This window comes from Mucilaginibacter sp. (genome assembly GCF_041660805.1).
Classification (GTDB): domain Bacteria; phylum Bacteroidota; class Bacteroidia; order Sphingobacteriales; family Sphingobacteriaceae; genus Mucilaginibacter.
The window spans coordinates 126,883-147,151 of sequence record NZ_JBAZVP010000010.1 but is presented as its reverse complement, the minus strand read 5'-3'; the positions used below and the strand labels follow the sequence as shown (position 1 = coordinate 147,151).

General features: G+C 41.9%; 18 protein-coding genes. 6 read left to right on the top strand and 12 right to left on the bottom strand.

What is annotated here, in order from left to right; genetic code table 11:
- Positions 1–5 precede the first annotated feature (5 nt).
- Both WC743_RS14855 and WC743_RS14850 read left to right on the top strand, forming a co-directional pair.
- On the top strand, positions 6–752 hold the full coding sequence (locus WC743_RS14855) for an ankyrin repeat domain-containing protein (RefSeq protein ID WP_373012992.1): 747 nt from the start codon (positions 6–8) through the stop codon (positions 750–752).
- Between the two features lie 84 nt (positions 753–836).
- Complete coding sequence (locus tag WC743_RS14850; protein ID WP_373012990.1) at positions 837–1,796, top strand: lipid A deacylase LpxR family protein; 960 nt, start codon at positions 837–839, stop codon at positions 1,794–1,796.
- Here WC743_RS14850 and arfB read toward each other — a convergent pair.
- Entirely contained in the window at positions 1,789–2,202 is a 414-nt protein-coding gene (gene arfB, locus WC743_RS14845) for an alternative ribosome rescue aminoacyl-tRNA hydrolase ArfB (protein WP_373012989.1), read from the bottom strand. The two genes, WC743_RS14850 and arfB, sit on opposite strands and share 8 nt — an antisense overlap.
- A gap of 124 nt (positions 2,203–2,326) precedes the next feature.
- Between arfB and cmk the strand changes: the two genes are divergently transcribed.
- The gene (gene cmk, locus WC743_RS14840; RefSeq protein WP_373012987.1) at positions 2,327–2,998 is read left to right on the top strand and encodes a (d)CMP kinase; all 672 of its coding nucleotides are present in this window, start codon (positions 2,327–2,329) and stop codon (positions 2,996–2,998) included.
- A gap of 82 nt (positions 2,999–3,080) precedes the next feature.
- On the opposite strand, the gene WC743_RS14835 is transcribed toward cmk, so the two are convergent.
- Entirely contained in the window at positions 3,081–3,539 is a 459-nt protein-coding gene (locus WC743_RS14835) for a cytidine/deoxycytidylate deaminase family protein (RefSeq protein ID WP_373012985.1), read from the bottom strand.
- 96 nt (positions 3,540–3,635) lie between these two features.
- On the bottom strand, positions 3,636–5,246 hold the full coding sequence (locus tag WC743_RS14830) for an MFS transporter (RefSeq protein ID WP_373012984.1): 1,611 nt from the start codon (positions 5,244–5,246) through the stop codon (positions 3,636–3,638).
- A 187-nt stretch (positions 5,247–5,433) separates the two neighbouring features.
- On the opposite strand from WC743_RS14830, the gene WC743_RS14825 reads away from it, so the two are divergent.
- Entirely contained in the window at positions 5,434–6,090 is a 657-nt protein-coding gene (locus WC743_RS14825; RefSeq protein ID WP_373012982.1) for a LysE family translocator, read from the top strand.
- Positions 6,091–6,283: 193 nt separating this feature from the next.
- Here WC743_RS14825 and WC743_RS14820 read toward each other — a convergent pair whose 3' ends face one another.
- Positions 6,284–8,191, bottom strand: coding sequence for an amidophosphoribosyltransferase (locus WC743_RS14820; RefSeq protein ID WP_373012980.1), 1,908 nt, complete (start codon positions 8,189–8,191; stop codon positions 6,284–6,286).
- A 135-nt stretch (positions 8,192–8,326) separates the two neighbouring features.
- Here WC743_RS14820 and WC743_RS14815 point away from each other — a divergent pair, with 135 nt between their 5' ends.
- Both WC743_RS14815 and WC743_RS14810 read left to right on the top strand, forming a co-directional pair.
- Positions 8,327–9,169, top strand: a complete 843-nt coding sequence (locus tag WC743_RS14815; RefSeq protein WP_373012978.1) for a sugar phosphate isomerase/epimerase family protein — start codon at positions 8,327–8,329, stop codon at positions 9,167–9,169.
- Between the two features lie 5 nt (positions 9,170–9,174).
- Positions 9,175–9,963 carry a carbon-nitrogen hydrolase family protein gene (locus WC743_RS14810; protein ID WP_373012976.1) on the top strand — a complete coding sequence of 263 codons (789 nt, stop codon included), beginning with the start codon at positions 9,175–9,177 and terminating at the stop codon, positions 9,961–9,963.
- Positions 9,964–10,146: 183 nt separating this feature from the next.
- Here WC743_RS14810 and WC743_RS14805 read toward each other — a convergent pair whose 3' ends face one another.
- From WC743_RS14805 to WC743_RS14770, 8 genes are all read right to left on the bottom strand, one after another.
- Complete coding sequence (locus WC743_RS14805) at positions 10,147–12,120, bottom strand: amidohydrolase family protein (RefSeq protein WP_373012974.1); 1,974 nt, start codon at positions 12,118–12,120, stop codon at positions 10,147–10,149.
- Positions 12,121–12,212: 92 nt separating this feature from the next.
- Positions 12,213–13,520, bottom strand: coding sequence for an ammonium transporter (locus tag WC743_RS14800; protein ID WP_373012973.1), 1,308 nt, complete (start codon positions 13,518–13,520; stop codon positions 12,213–12,215).
- An 87-nt stretch (positions 13,521–13,607) separates the two neighbouring features.
- Entirely contained in the window at positions 13,608–15,107 is a 1,500-nt protein-coding gene (locus tag WC743_RS14795; RefSeq protein WP_373012971.1) for an NADH-quinone oxidoreductase subunit N, read from the bottom strand.
- 3 nt (positions 15,108–15,110) lie between these two features.
- Positions 15,111–16,724: a NuoM family protein gene (locus WC743_RS14790; protein WP_373012969.1), complete on the bottom strand. Its 1,614-nt coding sequence runs from the start codon at positions 16,722–16,724 to the stop codon at positions 15,111–15,113.
- Positions 16,724–18,787: an NADH-quinone oxidoreductase subunit L gene (gene nuoL, locus WC743_RS14785; RefSeq protein WP_373012968.1), complete on the bottom strand. Its 2,064-nt coding sequence runs from the start codon at positions 18,785–18,787 to the stop codon at positions 16,724–16,726. The genes WC743_RS14790 and nuoL overlap by 1 nt, the downstream gene beginning before the upstream one ends.
- Entirely contained in the window at positions 18,784–19,089 is a 306-nt protein-coding gene (gene nuoK, locus WC743_RS14780; RefSeq protein ID WP_373012966.1) for an NADH-quinone oxidoreductase subunit NuoK, read from the bottom strand. The genes nuoL and nuoK overlap by 4 nt, the downstream gene beginning before the upstream one ends.
- On the bottom strand, positions 19,086–19,637 hold the full coding sequence (locus WC743_RS14775; protein ID WP_373012964.1) for an NADH-quinone oxidoreductase subunit J: 552 nt from the start codon (positions 19,635–19,637) through the stop codon (positions 19,086–19,088). Before WC743_RS14775 ends, nuoK begins: the two co-directional genes overlap by 4 nt.
- Positions 19,634–20,221: a 4Fe-4S dicluster domain-containing protein gene (locus WC743_RS14770; protein WP_373012962.1), complete on the bottom strand. Its 588-nt coding sequence runs from the start codon at positions 20,219–20,221 to the stop codon at positions 19,634–19,636. The genes WC743_RS14775 and WC743_RS14770 overlap by 4 nt, the downstream gene beginning before the upstream one ends.
- Positions 20,222–20,269 lie beyond the last annotated feature (48 nt).

The following is a 20,269-nucleotide window of genomic DNA, read 5'->3' as shown; positions in this document are numbered from 1 at the left end:
TATTTATGCCAGATTTTAGCCAAATGCTTTATGACATTGAGGTGCACTCTGTTGAAGGCATACAACAATATTTTAAAGAAGGCGGCAACCCTAATGAAATTCATAATGGGGTGCCGCTTTTTACTACCATGGTTGAAATGTATTACCGTAGCAACAGGTTTAAGGATTGCGTAAGAGCTTTTATAAACGCAGGCCTTAAATTTGAAGATAAGGCATTGCTATCGGTTTTGGCTCATGATGCTAAAGGGCTTAAAGAAGTTTTAAATGACGATGCTGCAGCTATATTCAAAACATACTCGCTGTACAATAATGCTTACACTCCTTTAACAGGCGGCACCTTAATGCATTTTTGTGCTGAATATAACAGTCTGGACTGCGCAGTAATATTGTTACAATATGGCGCCGATATAAACGCTAAAGCCGCTATTGATGAATATGACTTTGGTGGCCACACTCCTGTTTTTCATACCGTTAATCAGAATGGAAATGCGTCTGCAGAAATGCTTAATTTCCTGATTCAAAATTCGGCAGATTTAACCATGACCGTTAAAGGCCTTATCTGGGGCAAGAATTATGAATGGGAAACCTTTATCCCGGCGGTAAACCCTATCAGTTATGCAATGATGGGGCGTTTACCTCAAGTGCACCGGCAGGAAAAAACCATATCCGAAACCGTGTCTTTGCTTATTAAACATGCTTACGGTATTGATTATAAGCCTAAGAACGTACCTAATGCATATTTACAGCATTAATTAAAATAAAACTACATGTATAAAAAGCAGGGAAAATATCCCTGCTTTTTATATTTTAGCGAACCTATTTATTAAGAGCCCTACATGAAATTAAAACTTATTGCATTAGCCGCATGCCTTTTTACAGGCCTTAGCACATTTGCACAGAATCGCGGAAACGAGGCCGGCTTTCAGTCTGATAATGATTCTTTCCTGGGGCAGGGATCTGACAGGTATTATACCAACGGCTTTTTCATTTATTACCGCCATGCACTTGATGTAAACAAAGCGAATTCTAACCTGGCCAACAAGGTTTTAGGTTTTGAGATCGGGCAAAAAATATACAACGCGCAATCGGGTTATTTACCATCAATTGAATATCTCGACAGGCCTTTTGCAGGCTACCTTTATATTGGCTCATCATTAAATTTGCTGTATAAAAACGAAAGTAATTTAAAACTGAGTGCTAAAATTGGGATTGTAGGGCCTGCTGCCGGTGGCTACCCTATCCAAAAGTTCATCCACAATACATTTGGTTTTTATCACCTCAACAGCTGGCAATACCAGATCAGGAACGATGCAGAACTTAACCTGAGTGCCGAGTACAACAAGCTATTAGGAAGATCTGCCTGGGCCGATATTAGCTTAACAAGCTATGCAAACCTGGGCAACGGGTTTACAGGTGCGGGTGTTGGGCCAATGCTGCGCTTAGGTAATTTTAACCAGCTGTTTCAATCGGTAAGTACCCAAAGCACCGCCAGCAAAAACAGCAATGCAAATTTATTACACCAGCACGAATTATTTTTTTACTACAAACCTCAAATTAATGTAGTGGCTTATGATGCTACCGTGCAGGGAAGTTTATTTAAGGACCACCCTGAAGCCGGAACGCAAGAAGTAACCGGCGATATTAAACCGGTTATGTTTAGCAATCAATTGGGCGCAAGTTATGCCGGCGGCCGTTTTATATTTGACCTGTCTGCTATATTTAATACCAAAGATGTTAAGCAGATGGTACACAGCCACCAGTGGGGGTCGTTAACTGTATTGTACCGTTTTAATTGATATCAAAGTTCCGTTTGCGGTTATCTTTTTTAGTTGCCTGCATTTTTTTATTACCTAATCGGGCCAGCCTGGCCGCTTTGCTCACCTTGCTGGGTCTTCTTATTTTAGGTTTATGCAGGGCGTTGGTAAGTAATACCACAAGGCGCTCAACCGCTATTTCTTTATTCAGATACTGGCTGCGCTCCTCATCACATATAACCTGTACATAGCCATCTTTATTAAAGCGGTTTTGCAATTTTTCGTTTAGTAACAGCTTCTCTTCATCAGTAAATAATTCCGAATCATTTATAGGGAACAACAGCTCTACTTTGGTAGATACCTTGTTAACGTTTTGCCCGCCCTTACCGCCGCTGCGTGATGTTTTATAAGAAATTTCTTTTTGCAGGTCGGCTTTATTAAAGTTCATGGCCAAATTTAGTTGATTATCTTGGATTAGGTTATTTGAATGAAAGGTTTTATCGACCAAAAATAAGTACTATGGGCTATTCATATCATCAACTAATCGCCAAAAACCGTAACTTCGTTCCCCGATGAGCAAAAATATAGTGGTAGCAATTGATGGCTATTCATCATGCGGTAAAAGTACCCTGGCAAAGGCTTTAGCAAAAAAGCTACATTTTATATATGTTGATAGTGGTGCAATGTACCGTGCGGTTGCATTATATTTTTTGAGAAATAATATCGACTCAACCGATCACGCGCAAATTGAGGAAGCCCTGAAAAACATCCACTTAAATTTCCACTCGCGCGATTATGAAACGCATATCACCCTTAATGACGAGGAAGTATCTGAAGAGATACGCCTGATGCCCGTTTCTGAAAAGGTAAGTGAAGTATCTGCCTTACGCGAAGTTCGCCGCGAAATGGTGAAACAGCAGCAGCGTATGGGTAAATCAAAAAATATTGTGATGGATGGCCGCGATATAGGAACAGCCGTTTTCCCGGATGCCTCTTTAAAATTTTTCATGACCGCCGACCCAAAAGTACGTGCCGAACGCCGTTACAAAGAGATCCACACCAAAAACCCGGAAATAACATTAGAAGAGGTTTTTGAGAACTTAGCCCATCGCGACTATGCAGACACCACCCGTACCGAAAGCCCGCTGGTAAGGGCCAATGATGCCATTATACTGGATAACACCAATCTTACCCCCGAGCAACAGTTGCAATTTGCGCTGGATAAAGTAGAGCCGCTTTTGTAATCAAAATCAGAATTTGCAGAATTAAGCGATTTTCAGAATAGACTTATCCTTCTGTTAATTGTAAAATCCTGAAAATTCTGATTCAGACAGCGTCGCTCACCTTTACCGCGCTTACGCCAAATCTGTTCAAAAAATCTACACCTTCATCGCTCACCAAACCTTTGTACTGGGCATATGATTTATCAAAGTAAACATGTTTTATCCCGGCAGAAAATATGAGCCGGGCACATGGCAAACATGGCGATAGTGTAGTATACAAAGTAGCGCCTTCTAAATTAGCACCATTCTTTACCGCATATAATATGGCGTTTTCCTCGGCGTGCAGCGCAAGCGAACAACTTCCTTTTGAATCGCGGGCGCAACCTATCTCAGGCCACTCCTCATCGCAATTATGGGTACCCGCGGGCGGGCCATTATAACCTATTGATATAATGCGTGTGTCTTTAGCTAAAACGGCACCGACCTGGGCCTTAACGCAATGTGAGCGTTTGGCCAGGTCGGTTGCCAGATTCATGAAAATATTATCGAAACTGGGTTTCATTTTTTATCATTGAGTCATTAGGCCATTGAGTCATTCATAAACAACTTCAATGAACTAATGACAGCGAAGTAAATGACTCAATGACTAAAATATAGATTAGTGTCCTCCTGATACCTCTACGTGGTCAATATCAATACCTTGTTTCCGCAAAATAGCACCGGCTTTCCAGGCAAAGAATGCCAGATAAGCAAAGCCAATTACAGGCACAATGTATGATAAGTGGATACCGCTGGTATCAGCCAGTATACCCTGCACCGGCGGAATGATAGACCCACCCAGGATCATCATAATTAAAAATGCCGATCCCTGGCTGGTGTATTTACCTAAGCCGGTAACAGATAATGAGAAGATTGACGGCCACATAATTGAGCAGCATAAACCACCGCTAATAAAAGCGAATATGGCTACCATACCGGTTGTCATTAAACCAATAAGCATAAATATCACTCCTAAAATACCAAACACCGCCAGTGTGCGGATAGGTTTTTGCTGGCCATAAAGGAAACCGATGATTAATACAACCACACAAACCGCGTAAACGTACAGATTGCCTACATTGGTACCACTTAAATGGTTAACCAGCAATACAACGCCAAATGCTACAAAAGGAACAATTACGGTTAAAAGTATCTTGGTTGTTTTTGATAAGTTGAAAGCACCGATAGCGCCCGTCCAGCGGCCTATCATTAAACTACCCCAGTACAGGGAAATAAATGGTGCAATTTCTGATGCTTTATAGCCGCCAAAAGCCTGTGTTTCCAATAAAGCCCCCATGTTGCTTTGTATGGTAACTTCGGTACCTACGTAGGTAAATATGGCTATCATACCGTAAACCAATTGTGGGTACTGCATAGCGCCCCAACCAGCCTTGCTTTTGCCTGCTGCCGATACCGAACCGATAAGCGACGCAAGAATAATGATCAACGATGCATAAACATAGTATGATTGCGGAATACCTGTAGCTATGCTTGCCGGCCCTGCAATCAAAATTAAAAGGAAAGCGATAAATATGATCCCTAATGGAAGGTTCGCTTTGTGGCTTGGTTCTATTTTTTCGTCGCTGGTTACGCTTGGCAGTTTTGATATCCAAAAGAATAATGCCACTGCCAGAAACAAGCCTGCCAATATATAATAGAGATTATTTACTGATGATATTTGTACATCCTCTGGTTTTATCAGTTTGCTGGCCGAACCAAACAAAACGATACTTACCACAACCGGGCCCATAATACTGCCAAAGTTATTTACACCACCGGTAAAGTTGAGGCGGTTTGAGCCTGTTTCAGGCGTACCTAATGCCACCACAAACGGGTTGGCAGCGGTTTGTTGTAAAGAGAAACCTAATGCTATTACAAAGAAAGTGGCCAATATAAAAGCAAATGAGCCTGAGTTAATAGCAGGCACCATTATTAAGGCACCAATAGCTGATATTACTAAACCAATTACAATACCGTTCTTGTAACCTAACTTGTTTAAGATATCGACACGGGAAACTGCTGATGCAAAATATAGTCCTAATGACCCAATAAAGTACCCTCCGTAAAAAGTAAAGTCAATTAATTGCGATTCAAATTGTGTTAAACTAAAATGTGCCTTGCAAAAAGGTATAAAAATACCGTTAGAGGCAGCTAAAAAGCCCCAAAAGAAAAACACCGTTGCCAGTGTATACAGTGCTGAACCATAGCTTTTAGTATTGTTTTGTTCCATTACTTAATTAGGTTATTAATATTGGTGTGTTTAAAACACTAAACTTAAATTAATTTTTATAATTATGGCCATAAATTTTTCAAAATATAAATCACAATTTTAAAGTTTGTTAGTTAACATATAAAAGTTGCATATTAGTGTCCTGATTTTTTACCAGGACAAAAACAAGGGATATAAGCCTTAATTAATGATAGAAGCTATTATTTCGGGAATTGGGTTTGGTTTAGTGCTTACGTTTATTACCGGCCCGGTTTTTTTCGCATTAATAAAAACCAGCATTGAAAAAGGCTTCCACGCGGGCGTTGCTTTAGCACTTGGCGTGGTTTGCAGTGATATGGTTTTTGTGGGCGCCATCCTATTCGGGTCGCAATATTTTGACGTATCCGCCAACGATAAGACTGTTGCCGGCGTGGTTGGCAGCGTTGTATTATTCACTATAGGTGTTTATTACATCTTTAAAAAAGCCGATGTTAATTATAAAAATGTAATACCTAACAAAATAAACCGTGCAGGTTATTTCTTTAAGGGCTTTGTGATGTGCATATTTAACCCAACCATCCTCTTCCATTGGACGGTTGTTATTGGTGCTGCCAGTACAGTATACCATCAGGGGGTACATAACAGGTCGCTTAAAATAGCCACTATGTTCATCACCATACTGATAGTACAGTTTGGGCTTGATACCACTAAGGCATTTTATGCCAATAAACTCCGTGACCGTATATCCCCTAAATTAGTACACCGCCTTAACGAGGTTGCAGGTATAGCACTCATCATAGCCTCATTGGTATTAATAGACAGGCTGGTTACCCATTTCATTTTTTCGGCACCGGCAGGTAGTTAAGTTGTATCCTGGGCGTTGCCTGCGGCCGGGCTATCCACTCATACTGCACAGGCATTAGGCACAGGCCGGTATCCGCTTTTATCCCTAACGCAAGAAATCAACACAAAAAAAGAGCGATAGAAAATCTATCGCTCTTTATATTTTAAGGAACCGGCAACTAATCTCTAATCACCATTCTCTAATCCCTAAACGCTTACATATAGGCTCTTTGGTTCTTACCTTCCATCCAGTTAACAAAAGCACGGTTAACAACCTTGTTACCGCCGGGGGTTGGGTAGTCGCCGCTAAAGTACCAGTCGCCGGTATGGTCAGGGCACGCAATGTGTAAATTGTCTAATGTTTGGTAAAGCACTTCAACCTTAGCCTTAATATTTTTTGGTGTAATGATCTTAGCTATACGGTCAGATATTTCCTGATCTGTAAATGGAGCATAAATAGCCTTTACATAGTTAACAACATCTTCCTTGGCCAGTTTAGAGCTATCCTTACATTTTTGGTAAACCTCAGTAATAATATTCTCTTTGCCTTGCTCTTTCAGCAAGCTGATAGCTGCTTCAAAAGCAACAAACTCACCCATACGTGACATATCAATACCATAGCAATCCGGATAACGGATTTGCGGGGCTGACGATACCACTACTACCTTTTTAGGGCCAAGCCTGTCAAGTATCTTCAGGATGCTTTGTTTTAATGTAGTACCACGCACAATTGAATCATCAAGCACAACCAGTGTATCGGCATCTTTATTGATCAACCCGTAAGTAGTATCATATACGTGGGCAACCATTTCGCTGCGGTCGGCATCCTGGGTTATAAAAGTACGAAGCTTAACATCTTTAATAGCTATTTTCTCTACACGTGGTGCAAGAGATAATACTTCCGTTAATTCCTCTTCACTTATCTTATCCTCGCGGTTCAGAAGCCTGTCGCGCTGGTATTTTTTAATATACTTATGCACTCCCTCTACCATGCCATAAAAAGCAACTTCGGCAGTGTTAGGGATATAAGAGAATACCGTATTTTTGATATCGTTGTTAATCGAATTTAATATCTGCGGACAAAGTAACCTGCCTAATTGCTTACGCTCGCGGTAAATAGAAGCATCGCTGCCACGAGAGAAATAGATACGCTCAAACGAGCATGCTTTTTTCTCCAATGGTTCGCTAAACATGTCTTCAGTGATCTTACCGTTCTTTTTAACAATAAGCGCATGGCCGGGCTTAATTTCTTTAATCTCTTCAATAGGGATATTAAAGGCGGTTTGTATAGCAGGGCGTTCAGAGGCGGCAACTACAATCTCGTCGTTATAATAATAAAACGCCGGGCGTATACCAACAGGGTCGCGCATTACAAAGGCATCACCGTGGCCCAATATCCCTGCAATGGTGTAACCACCATCCCAGTTCTTGGCAGATTTGCGCAATATTTTAGCCACATCCATATCATTGGCTATCATTTTACTGATCTCCATGTTATCGTTAAGGCCTTCGCGTTTATACTGATCAAATAATCCCTGATTTTCGGTATCAATAAAATGACCCATTTTTTCAAGAACAGTAATAGTATCGGCTTTTTCCTTTGGATGCTGGCCCAGGTCATATAACTGCTGCAGTAACTCATCAACATTGGTCATGTTAAAGTTACCGGCAATAACCAGGTTACGGGTCATCCAGTTGTTTTGACGAAGAAAAGGGTGGCAGCTTTCAATACTGTTTTTGCCATGAGTACCGTACCTCAGGTGGCCTAACAACACTTCGCCGGTAAAGCTAACATGTTCTTTAAGCCATTCGGCATCGGCCATTTTCTCAGGCGTTTCCTTTTGGATCTCAGCAAATTTTTTCTGGATGTATTCAAATATATCAGCAACGGCGTTTGAAGCCATTGAACGGTGCCTGCTAATGTAGCGTTTGCCCGGTTCAATATCCAGTTTAATGGTAGCCACCCCCGCGCCATCCTGGCCACGATTGTGCTGTTTTTCCATTAAAAGGTAAAGCTTGTTTAACCCGTACAGCGCAGTGCCGTACTTTTGCTGGTAAAATGACAGTGGCTTTAGTAGGCGGATAAATGCCACACCGCATTCATGTTTAATCTGATCGCTCATGATTTGTTATGAGCCCGCAAAGGTATGATATTATCTTAAATTGTACTTAAACGGATTGTCATTAATTAGTACTTTTTATTTAGGTGCTAAAATCACCATTTCAAACTTTAACTTTACACTATACAAAGCTTCATTATGAAAAGATCCGCATTAGTTTTACTCACTCTTATTGCATCAACTTTCTGCTTTGCCCAAAAAGGCAAACCGCTGTTTACCTACCCATTAGGTGTGCAATCGTATACATACCGCGCCAGTTTCCCCAATAGTGTTGTGGCTACGCTTGATACCATTAAGGCGTTGGGCATTACAGAAATGGAAGGGCCAAATCCAAAAAATATTAGTCCGGAAGAGTTTAAAAAATTACTGGATGAGCGCAATATCAAAATGCCGTCTATCGGGCTTGATTATAATTTGGTAGTAGGCAACCCGCAGGGAGCTGTAAGACTTGCCAAAGTTTTTGGGTCGGAATATGTAATGGTGGCCTGGATCCCGCATGGTAAAACGTTTACTATTGATGATGCCAAAAAAGCCGTTACTGATTTTAACGCCGCCGGCAAAGTGTTGAAAGAAAACGGCATTACCCTTTGTTACCACAATCATGGTTATGAATTTGGGCCTTATGAAAACGGTACCCTTTTCGATTATATAGCAGAAAACACCAACCCGCAATATGTATCGTTTGAGATGGATATGCTCTGGGCCTTTCATGGTGGTGCCGACCCAGCTAAACTGTTATACAAATACAAATCACGCTGGAAACTGATGCACCTGAAAGATATTCGCAAAGGTGTTGCCAATGATCTTACCGGCGGTACCCCCATTAAAAATGATGTAGCTTTAGGCACCGGACAAATCAATGTGCCCGAAGTACTAAAGGCAGCTAAAGCGGTAGGAATAAAGCATTATTTTATTGAAGATGAAAGCCCGGACCACGCCGCGCAAATACCGGTAACCATTAAATATTTAAAGAGTTTATAGTTGATATGAAAATAGCATTAGCCTCGCCCCCATTTCCAAAATCTATCAAAGATTGCTTGTACTGGTTAGAAAAGCTGGTTAAGGATGCAATTGAACAACAGGCTGAAATAATTTGCTTCCCGGAATCATACATCCCGGGCTATCCGGCTGCAGACCATAAGGTGGAAAAAGCTTCGCCCGAAGAGTTGCAGTCGGCATTAACCAAGGTATGTGAGATAGCGGCGGCAAATAATATTGCTATAATTATACCGATGGACTGGTATGAAGGCGACAGATTTTTAAACGTAGCCCAGGTAATATCAAAAGAAGGCGAAGTATTGGGCTACCAAACCAAGAACCAGCTTGACCCTACCGAGGATAACATATGGGTTGCTGGTACCAATCGCAGTTTATTTGAAGTAAACGGTTTAAAGTTTGGCATCACTATATGTCATGAAGGGTTCCGTTACCCCGAATCGGTAAGGTGGGCTGCACGTAACGATGCCGAAGTTGTGTTTCACCCGCACCTTACGGGCAGCGACTTAAACGGTACAACAATAACCGAATGGGGCGACAGCAAAAGTCCCTATTACGAAAAAGCGATGATGATGCGGGCAATGGAGAACACCATTTATTTTGCAAGCGTGGGTTACGCGATGAAATACCAGGAATCTACAAGCTCCATTATAGCGCCTGACGGGAAATGTATTGCCCATCAGCCTTATGGTGAAGCTGGTGTAGTAGTTGCCGAAATTGACGTTGAAAAAGCAACAGGATATTTGGCAAAACGGTTTAAGCCAGAACTATATAGTTAGCCTCATTGCGGGAGCTATACTGAATTAAATTCAGGATATGTTTGTTTGGGTCATCCTGAGCTTGTCGAAGGACGTGCGCAATGGCCTTGCCCGCAATGCTTCGACAGGCTCAGCAGGACACCTACACTTCTAATCAAATTAAAATCTCTAAATCCTAAAAATCTGCTAAATCCCGGTTCATTATTATTTACTAAACCCAACCATTTTGTGTACCGTAGAAGGATCATAAACCTTCCCTGCCTTTATAACCACCCGCACATTCCTAATATCGCGGATATTGTTTAACGGGTTACCATCAACAATAATAATGTCGGCGTTTTTACCGGTGGCGATAGAGCCGGTCTTTTTATCCAGGCCCATAACCTGTGCGGGAATAATGGTGCCGGTTTTAATGGCCTGTGCCGGTGTTAAACCTGCTTCAACGTAAAGTTCCAGTTCGCGATAAACACTAAAACCAGGGAAACCCATATCCGTACCTGCAACAATTGGCACACCCGCGTCATAAAGCGTTTTAACCAATTGCCTCATACTGTTTAACATTGGCCGCCTGGTTGCCGCTGATGCCGAATCCTCTCCTGTTGTTTTAAACTGGGTTTGCAAAGGTAATGGCAGGGTATAAAACGCAGGCTCCATTTTAGTAATATCATCCTTAACATTACGGAAAGCCAGTTCATAAACACCAATTGTTGGGTCTATAACCGTGTTATGGTCTTTAATAAATTTTATAGCCGCTACACTTACAGAATCTTCAAAGTTCACAGACCTGTCTTTATTCTTTTTCATAAGCGAATAAACATATTGCACATGGTTCACCATGTTTAAACCCGAATCTACAGCGCTTTTCAGGGTCATTCCACTGGGGATATGGCCGGTTACAGTAAGGCCTACCTTATGCGCTTCATCACATATTACTTTCAGTATAGCAGGCTTTACAGAGCTGTAAACTTTTATCTGATCAAAGCCCCTTGCTTTATAATTATCAACCGCTTTAATGGCCTCTTCTTTAGTGTCTGCCTGTATAATTCCAAGAGACATTGGCCCTTTACCATCAATAATGCCGGCCATTAATATCTTAGGCCCAATACCTTTACCGCTATCTATCGCTTTTTGTATAGCATCAATAAAGCCCAGTTCGTTACCGCAATCGCGCACGGTGGTTACGCCTGCTGCCAGGTAAGCCGGGCCCCATTCTGTTTGTTCAAAGTGGGCATGCATATCCCATAGGCCGGGCATAATGGTTTTGCCGGTTGCGTCAATAACCTGCGCGCCTTTGGGTATGGGGTATGTATACGCTTTGTGAACACCGGCTATTTTGCCGTTTTTTACAACCAAAACGCCGTTAGGAAAAGCAAAACCGGTTTCTACATCAACTATATTACCACCCTTAATAGCGATAATACCTGAACCCGCCTTCTGTTTCGGCGCAACTTTAGCAAATGCTTCCATACCATAACCTGCAGCGCGTTTAATCAGCTCCGGCAATAATATTTCATATTGCTCACGCATCATTTCGGTTTTGTCGCCCTCTGCATCAATGGTGAGGATACATACCAGTTTCCCGGCGTTATCAGTCCAAAGTAACTCGTTACCCCAAATTAACCCGCTTATGGTATAGCGGTTAAATGTAATTTTTTTACTGTTGAAAGTAAGCTCATCAACCCCTGTCTTTTTTATTTGTAAAGCACCATAAGGCAAGGTGTTGATGCTTGCCGGTTGTTTTTTATTGTTCCAGTATTGCAGCAACACCTGTTGAACGGTGGCCGGTGAATAACCTGTAATTGGAAAAGTGAAAGGCTTAATAGCTTTTGTGTACGATGAATCATTAACCCGCATAAAAACGGAACTGCCTTTTATTTTAATAGAGTCATCAACCGCAGAGAACCTTGAGGTGCTGCCTTTAATAACCAGTTCCAGCGGATCAGCAACCGGGTTTACCCTCAACGTTGCTTTTAATGGTACTGGATGGCCGCGATCTGTAAACTTAAAATCGACCACATACTTTTTAGAATCTTTATAATTATAAACCTTATAAGTTTCCTTGCCTATGTGCTGCTCAAATTTGTGCAGTAAGAAAACACCGCTATCCGCAGGGATATCTTGCGCATTTGCGGTTGTGATAGCACATAACAGAAGGAAAAAAGACAATAGGTTTTTCATGGTGATTGAGGTTTATTATTTCAAATATAATAATTCCCCCCTATCCTCTCATTAGTTTCAGACGACCAATGTTATGATAGCCTTGTCAAAATCTACAGTTTTTCGCCATGCTGACTGATATCCAACCCTAATACTTCATCTTCTTTTGATACCCTTAAAGGAGAGATCATATCGGTGATCTTTAGTAATAACACCGACCCAAAGAAAGAAAATATAGATGTTGCCACCAGCGCCAGCAGCTGTATCAGGAACAAATGAGTATGACCAAAAAACAATCCGTCGCCGGTAGTATTGCCAGGGTTAACATTTTGGTTGGCAAATACACCGGTTAACAGCATACCCACCATACCACCTACACCGTGGCAAGGGAACACGTCTAATGTATCGTCAATTGTGGTACGGGTGCGCCACTCTACCACCAGGTTACTTACCACAGCAGATATAATACCAATAGCCAGCGAATGGGGTACACTTACAAAGCCTGCGGCAGGTGTAATGGCAACCAAACCAACAACAGCACCAATACAGGTACCCATTGCGGATGGCTTACGGCCGCGTAGCATATCAAAAAATATCCAGGTAACGCCTGCTGCTGCAGATGCCGTTGTACTGGTAGCCAGCGCTGTTACCGCCAAATGGTTGGCCCCAAATGCCGAACCCGCGTTAAAACCAAACCAGCCAAACCATAATAAACCCGTACCTATCATTACATAAGTTATACGCGCAGGCGAATGGTTGGCCTCATTACGTCTTTTTAAATATAGTGCCGATGCCAGCGCAGCCCAACCGGCAGACATATGTACAACTGTACCACCGGCAAAGTCCAATACCCCCAGCTTAAACAAAACACCATCAGGGTGCCAGGTAGCGTGTGCCAGCGGCGAAAAAATAAATATGGAAAACAACACCAGAAAGATGATGTATGAATTGAAACGGATCCGCTCGGCAAAGGCACCGGTTATAAGCGCGGGGGTAATAATGGCAAACTTTAACTGATACATGGCAAACAGCAGCAATGGTATGGTTGGTGCAAGTTTCCAGCTGGCGTTACCCAGCATGCCCTTCATCATAAAATAGGTTGATGGATTGCCTATTATGCCTCCTAAACTATCGCCAAAGGCCAAACTGAAACCAAATATCCCCCACATTACGGTTATAATAACCATACAAACAATACTTTGAAGCATGGTGGAGATCACATTTTTTTTATTCACCATACCGCCGTAAAAAAAGGCTAGTCCGGGTGTCATGATCAGTACAAGGGCGGTAGACATTAGCATCCAGGCAATATCGCCTGTATTAAAATTCGATTTAACAGTTTTATCGTACTCAACCGATGGGAAGAGAAAGGTAAGACTTAGAATTACCAGGATGATGAAGAAGGGAAAGTAACGTTTCATATAAAATCAATAGCCGATTGGTTAAAAACGGCCTGAATTTATAAATTTTTCGGCGTATTTTTATTAAAATTGAAAAAATACTACTAATTACATGTACTTTATTAGCATATCAGGGAAAATCCCGAAAATAATCAGGGCAATTGCAATTATTGTTGATAATATTACCAGGTTGTATGACCACTTGTTTTCGCTAACAATTAATTCCGTCCGTTTCAGGAACAAGTTAAGCGGCACCTTAATGTAATAGAACAGCGACACCACTGTTGTTAAGGCCCCTGTAATTAACAGCGCCAGCAGCCATACATCATGGTTTTGCTGATAAATACTGTACACCGCCGAAAATGCAAACAGCTTAGCCGTAAAACCAGCACTTACCGGCAAGCCTGTTAAGGATATAAGCACCACCACAAAACATACCGATGCCAATGGGTATTTAAAGCCCAGGCCTTTGTAATCCTTTACATCGGTTATGCCTTCTGCATTCTCAAAATAGTTGGCAAGCGCCAGTGCGGCAATGTTTGCCAGTCCGTACATTAACAGGTAATAAGTAAGGGCTGATAACCCCTGCGGAGTAAATGTCACCAATGCCATTAAAGCAAAGCCCGTATGCCCTATGCCCGAATAAGCCAGTATCCTTTTTACGTTGCTTTGTAAAACGGCGGCGAAATTCCCGGCTATCATGGTAAGGATCCCAATTGCTGATAGCACCAGCCTAAAATCAAACCCTTTCCAATGGTTATAAAACACAAAAGGCGTTACAAAATTTACCAGCAAGGCAAAAGCTGCTATTTTAGGTAAGGTAGAGAGGTATGCAGTAACCGGTGTGGCAGCGCCCTCATAAACATCGGGCACCCAAAAATGTACCGGCACAAACGAAAGTTTAAAACCTATACCTGCAAGCACCAGCACCAGGGCGAATGAAACACTTATTGCATCAACCTGGGCTAACCGCTCGGCCATGTGGCCCGAAAACAGGTCAAGCGTACCGCCAAAACCATAAAGCAAAGAGATACCATACAACATTACTGCCGATGACGCGGCGCCGAACAAAACGTATTTCAAACCGGCTTCGGTACTAAAAGCATTTTCAGACCGGTAGGCAACCAACAGATACGATGCCAATGAAACAAATTCAATAGCAAGGTAAATAGATAGCATATTAACCGCCATTATCATTAGGTGCAGCCCTAATACCGAACCGATCACGATGGTATATAAATCTGACAGTCCTTTTCTATGTGCCTTTAAACGATGATCCCAGGCAAAATAAAGCAGCAGGATAAAGCTAAGCAGGTCAATTATCAGCTTAAAAACAATTGCGGTGCGATGTAATAACAGCATATTGCCAAACAGGAAATGTGCACCGTTTAATATTTGTTCAAACTGCTGCAGATCTTTAAAAATAACCACTACCATGCCCGCGCAGGCAACCGTACGGCAAAGCCTGGCTGAGTTTTTCCCGAATAGCAGATCGGTTACCAGTACCAGTACAAACAGCATGGTAATGTAAATTTCAGGCATAAAGAACGGGATACTGCCTAAAGCATTACTCAACTGGTTTGATATTTCGGGGAACAGGTACTTCATTTATTATTTTTGAAATACAGTTTGAGTAAATTGAACTAATGCCAGTACCGAATCGTTTATTTTGCCCAGCACTAATGATGGCATAACGCCTAATGCCAAAGCAATTAACGCCAATGGCAATAGCGTAGCGGTTTCACGCCAGTTAATATCGGTCAGGGCTATTTTCCAGATCTCGCCGCCTTTTAGGGATACGGTGCCGAAGAACATTCTTTGCAGCGTCCAAAGGAAATAAGCGGCACTTAGCAAGATGCCTACCGCACCGCAAACGGCCATCCAGTAAGGCAGCAAGCCATTAACATTATGTGATTTGAATGCGCCTGCCAGTGAAAATGCTTCGGCCACAAATGCAGAGAAGCCGGGCAAACCAAGTGAGGCAAAAAATGCTACCATTACATAAACGGTATATCTTGGCATTAAAGTCCCTAATCCGCGGAAGTTGTAAATATCGCGGTCGTGTACCCGGTTATAAATTACACCAACCAGGAAGAACAGCATGGTTGATAAGAAACCGTGACTAACCATTTGCAGTACGGCACCGCTGATTCCCTCGGCTGTTTGGGAAGCAATGCCTAACAAAACAAAACCCATATGCGATACCGATGAATAAGCGATCATCCGTTTCAGATCTCGTTGGGCAAGGGCGTTGAACGCTCCGTATAAAATGGAGATCACACCAAGCAACCCTAACCAATAAGCACCGGAATATGCAACATCCGGGAAAATACCCAGGCAGATCCGGATTATTCCATATCCGCCTATCTTAAGCAGGATACCTGCCAGAATGATTGATACCGGAGTTGGCGCCTCCACGTGCGCGTCGGGCAACCAGGTATGCAATGGCACCACGGGCACCTTTATGGCAAACGCGATAAATAGTACCACAAAACCTACTGTTCGTGCAGGCATGCCTAATATAGTTTGGTGGCTTAACACAGAGAATACTGAACCATCAATATAATTTTTAGGGTTCATCATCTGTATCATGTTAAAGGTGTGATTACCCGTTACCGGATCTTTTACAGACAGGTACAAACCCACCATTACCAGCAGCATAAATACCGAACCAAATAAGGTATACAAAAAAAATTTAATAGCCGCGTACTCGCGCCGTGCGCCGCCCCACATCCCAATCAGGAAATATAATGGTAACAGCATCAACTCGTAAAAAGTATAGAACAAGAAGAAATCTAACGCGCAGAAAACGCCCACAACAGCCATATCCAACAGCAGGAAAAGCGCGAAGAACCCTTTTAGGTTACTGGTAATTTCCCATGATGCAATGGCTGCTATTACCATTACCAATGATGTCATTACCAGCAGCGTTACCGATATACCATCAATACCTACAAAGTATTCAATCTGCATTTTACCCGCACCACCCAGGTCAAGGCTTATCCAGGGTAGTTTTTGTACAAACTGAAATTGCTCCTCGTGACTGATACCCGCATAAGCCTCGCCTGTTTTAAAGTTCAGGTACATCCATATACTGAAACCCAACTGCAGTAACGTTGTAAGCAGTGTAATATACTTAAAGCTTGCCCTCATTGACGATGGCAGCAGCAGGATTATCAATCCAAACAGTACAGGGGTAAATATGAGCAGGGTTAAAATGTTCATCAGTTCCAGATCAGTATTTTTAAAATAAACACAACAATTACTGCCAGCAGCATGCTGAATAAATAGTATTGCACTTTACCGTTTTGAAAACGGCGTGCAAACCCACCAATAGCTTGCACTGTTGTAGCGGCCAGGTGTAATATACCATCCACAATATGGCGGTCAAACCAGCTGGCAATACCGGCTATAAACACGCCGGTTTTTTCGAGCAGATTCACAAAACCATCAATAACCTTACGGTCGAACCAAAAAACTGCGTCGCTTAGTATCAGTACAGATTTCACAACAACACGGTTGTAAAACTTGTCAATATACCATTCATTAAATGATATCCGGTATAATAAACCTGTTTGGGATGAAACCCATCTGCTTTGCTTAATGTAAATAGTGTAAGCATAATACATTACAGCCAGGCTCAGCACATTTACCAGAACAGGCACTATTATCTCAAATATGTTTTCGGTATAATCTTTATAGGATGAAAAGCCATAAAGCAGCCAGCTATCAGTATGCAATAACGGGTTAAACGAAAATAAGGGAAACAGGCAACAAAGCGATAACAGTACCAGCGGCAGTTTATAACGCCAGCCGCCATCGCCAATATGAATTTTTATACCGGGGTGCAGTGTAGGCAAATTCATATCGCCATAAAACACTTTTAAAATAAGCCTTGCTACATAAAAAGCGGTTAGCCAACTGGTAATGCTTGCTAAAACAGGTAGCAGCATATATATACTCCCCTTGTGTTCTGCCCATTCAAAGGCTTGTACCAATATACCCTCTTTTGAAAGATAACCTGATGTTAGCGGTAAACCTATCAATGCTAAACCGCCTATGAGGGTTGTAATAAATGTTAATGGTAGTTTTTTGCGAAGGCCACCCATATTGGCTATATCCTGCGGATCGATGTCTAAATTATTATCCTCTTTAATATGTTTAATTTGATGAATAACCACACCTGCCGCTAAAAATAATAAGCATTTAAAAAAAGCATGCGTTACCAAATGGAACAATGAAGTAGCATAAGCCCCTATCCCCATGGCCATTACCATGTAGCCTAATTGCGATATAGTTGAATAGGCCAGTATGCGTTTCAGATCGTTTTGGGTGAGGGCAATGGTTGCTGCCATAAAAGCTGTAAAACAGCCAATAACAGCTAAGGTGGTTAATTCTGCCGGGTTAAATAATGGATAAACCCTGCCTAATAAAAACACACCTGCAGCCACCATTGTTGCCGCGTGGATCAATGCAGATACAGACGTTGGGCCCTCCATAGCATCGGGCAGCCAGGTATGCAACGGAAACTGTGCAGATTTTGCCGCCACGCCTAAAAATATTCCTATACAGGCAATATACTGCCATATTATAGGTGTTTGGATATTACCGCTAATCCATAATCCATTTTTTATTGTAGAATTTGCAATCAGGCCACCCTCTTTAAACAATCGCACAATATCAAATGTATGGAACTGGTTAAATAAGATGATGATAGCTGTTAGTAAGCCAATGTCGCCTATTCTATTAATAATGAATGCTTTTTTATTAGCCTGCACCGCGTTTGCCCTATCAAACCAGAAACCTATAAGTAGGTATGACGAAAAGCCCACCAGTTCCCAAAAGGCATAAAGCAATATCAGGCTATCCATTATAACCATTGCCAGCATACTAAAGCAAAAGAAACTCAGGTATTGGAAATAGCGACTATACCCTGCATCGTCTTTCATGTACGCAGTAGAGTAGATATGCACCGGCAAGGCAATTACAGATACCAGCCCCAGCATCAATACCGAAAGGTTGTTGAGCAGGATACCTGTATATAAATAGTTATCGCCAATTATAAACCATAGGTATTTAACATGTATTTGTTGCACATTCCACACCCTTGTAAATATAATAACCGCCAGTATGCTGCTTACGAGTATAGCCAGTGTAGATACCCAGCCGGATAACTTACTTTTAGTAAAAAACAAAAGATTAACTACAAAAGCAGCAAAAGGTAATACTACCACCGCAATGGCAAAGTATATCGTTTGTATATCCTGGTATGGTAATGCTTTATTCAATCTTTCAGTTGTTTTATCTTATCAGGATCAATGGTTTTGTATTGTTTGTAAACATTCAATATTATGGCAAGCGCTACGGCTGTTGTCGCGGCGGCCAACACAATGGCAAAAAGGGCAAACATTTGCCCGCCGTTGTTAATACGGTCATACTTGCCAAAGGCTACCAGGTTTAAAATGGCGGCGTTCAGCATTAGTTCAATGCCTATAAGTATTTGTATTGAATTTTTTTTGGATACGATGATAAACATGCCGGTACAAAAAAGCACGGCGCTCACTATCATAAAATCAACCAGCGATATCATACCCTGGTGTCCTCCTTGCGCGATAAGTGGGCGGCGCCAACTAAAGCAACCATCAATAAAACGGAAATAGCTTCAAAAGGCAGTAAATACCGGGTCATCAAATTAATGCCGACATTACTGATCATCGATTCATTAGTACCGATCACATTTTTAACGGCATTTGCTTCTTTTATCCATTGCAGGTTAGCAACATCGGCCTTAAAAATAACGTTTATCATTACTACTAAAAACAATAAGGCAAGCAGTAAGGCAGGCAAATTGCTCAGGCTAATGAAACGGTTACTTTGCAATTGGGCAGCTGCCAATGCCTCTTTGCCTGATAACATAAACGCGAATAATATAAGCACCAAAATACCGCCAACGTATATTACTATCTGGGTAACGGCAACAAAATCGGCAAGGGCCAAAACATATAAGCCAGCCAGCGCAAACAGCGTTATAAAAAACATGAATATGCTGCGCACCAAGTTCTTACTTGTTGCCACAATTAACGCCGAAGCCAGCGTTATAAAGCCCATGAAGTAAAATAGTACTTGTACTAAACTCATGCCCCACCCTCCTTTGCTTTCATAGCGGCTAATTTAGCGGCCTGCTTTTCGGCTTGTTGTTTTTCCAGCAATATCCGTTTCTCGGCAGCATCCTCGGGCGACATATCCGAAAATTCGTAGGTCAGGTCTTTCAGCTCAAATACTGTGCGGTCATATTGGTTGGTCATTACAATACATTCGGTTGGGCACACTATGGTACACAGGCCGCAGTACATACATTTGGCCATATCAATATCAAACTTGGCTGCATAAAGCATCTTTTTTGATCCATCAGACGTTTGGCCTATTACCTCCGTAGCTTTTATAGATTCAATATCAATGCAATCAACCGGGCAGATCTTAGCGCAGAGGTCACATACTATACAATCGTCAATCTCCACATCTAACTGGTAACGGCCCACCTCTGGTACCGGCAATTCCTGGTGCGGGTATTGAATGGTATTGGTATCGTTTTGCTTTTTAAAATAATTATCATCGGTAACAGAAACAATTTCCCGCTTAGAATTTGACGTAAAAAGATGCTTTATGGTAAGAGAGAGCCCCTTCCATGCAGTAGTTAATCCGTTTATAGTTCTTTTAAACAAAATTCTAAATTCTAAAAAATCCGAAATCGAAAATCCGAAATCCCAAAT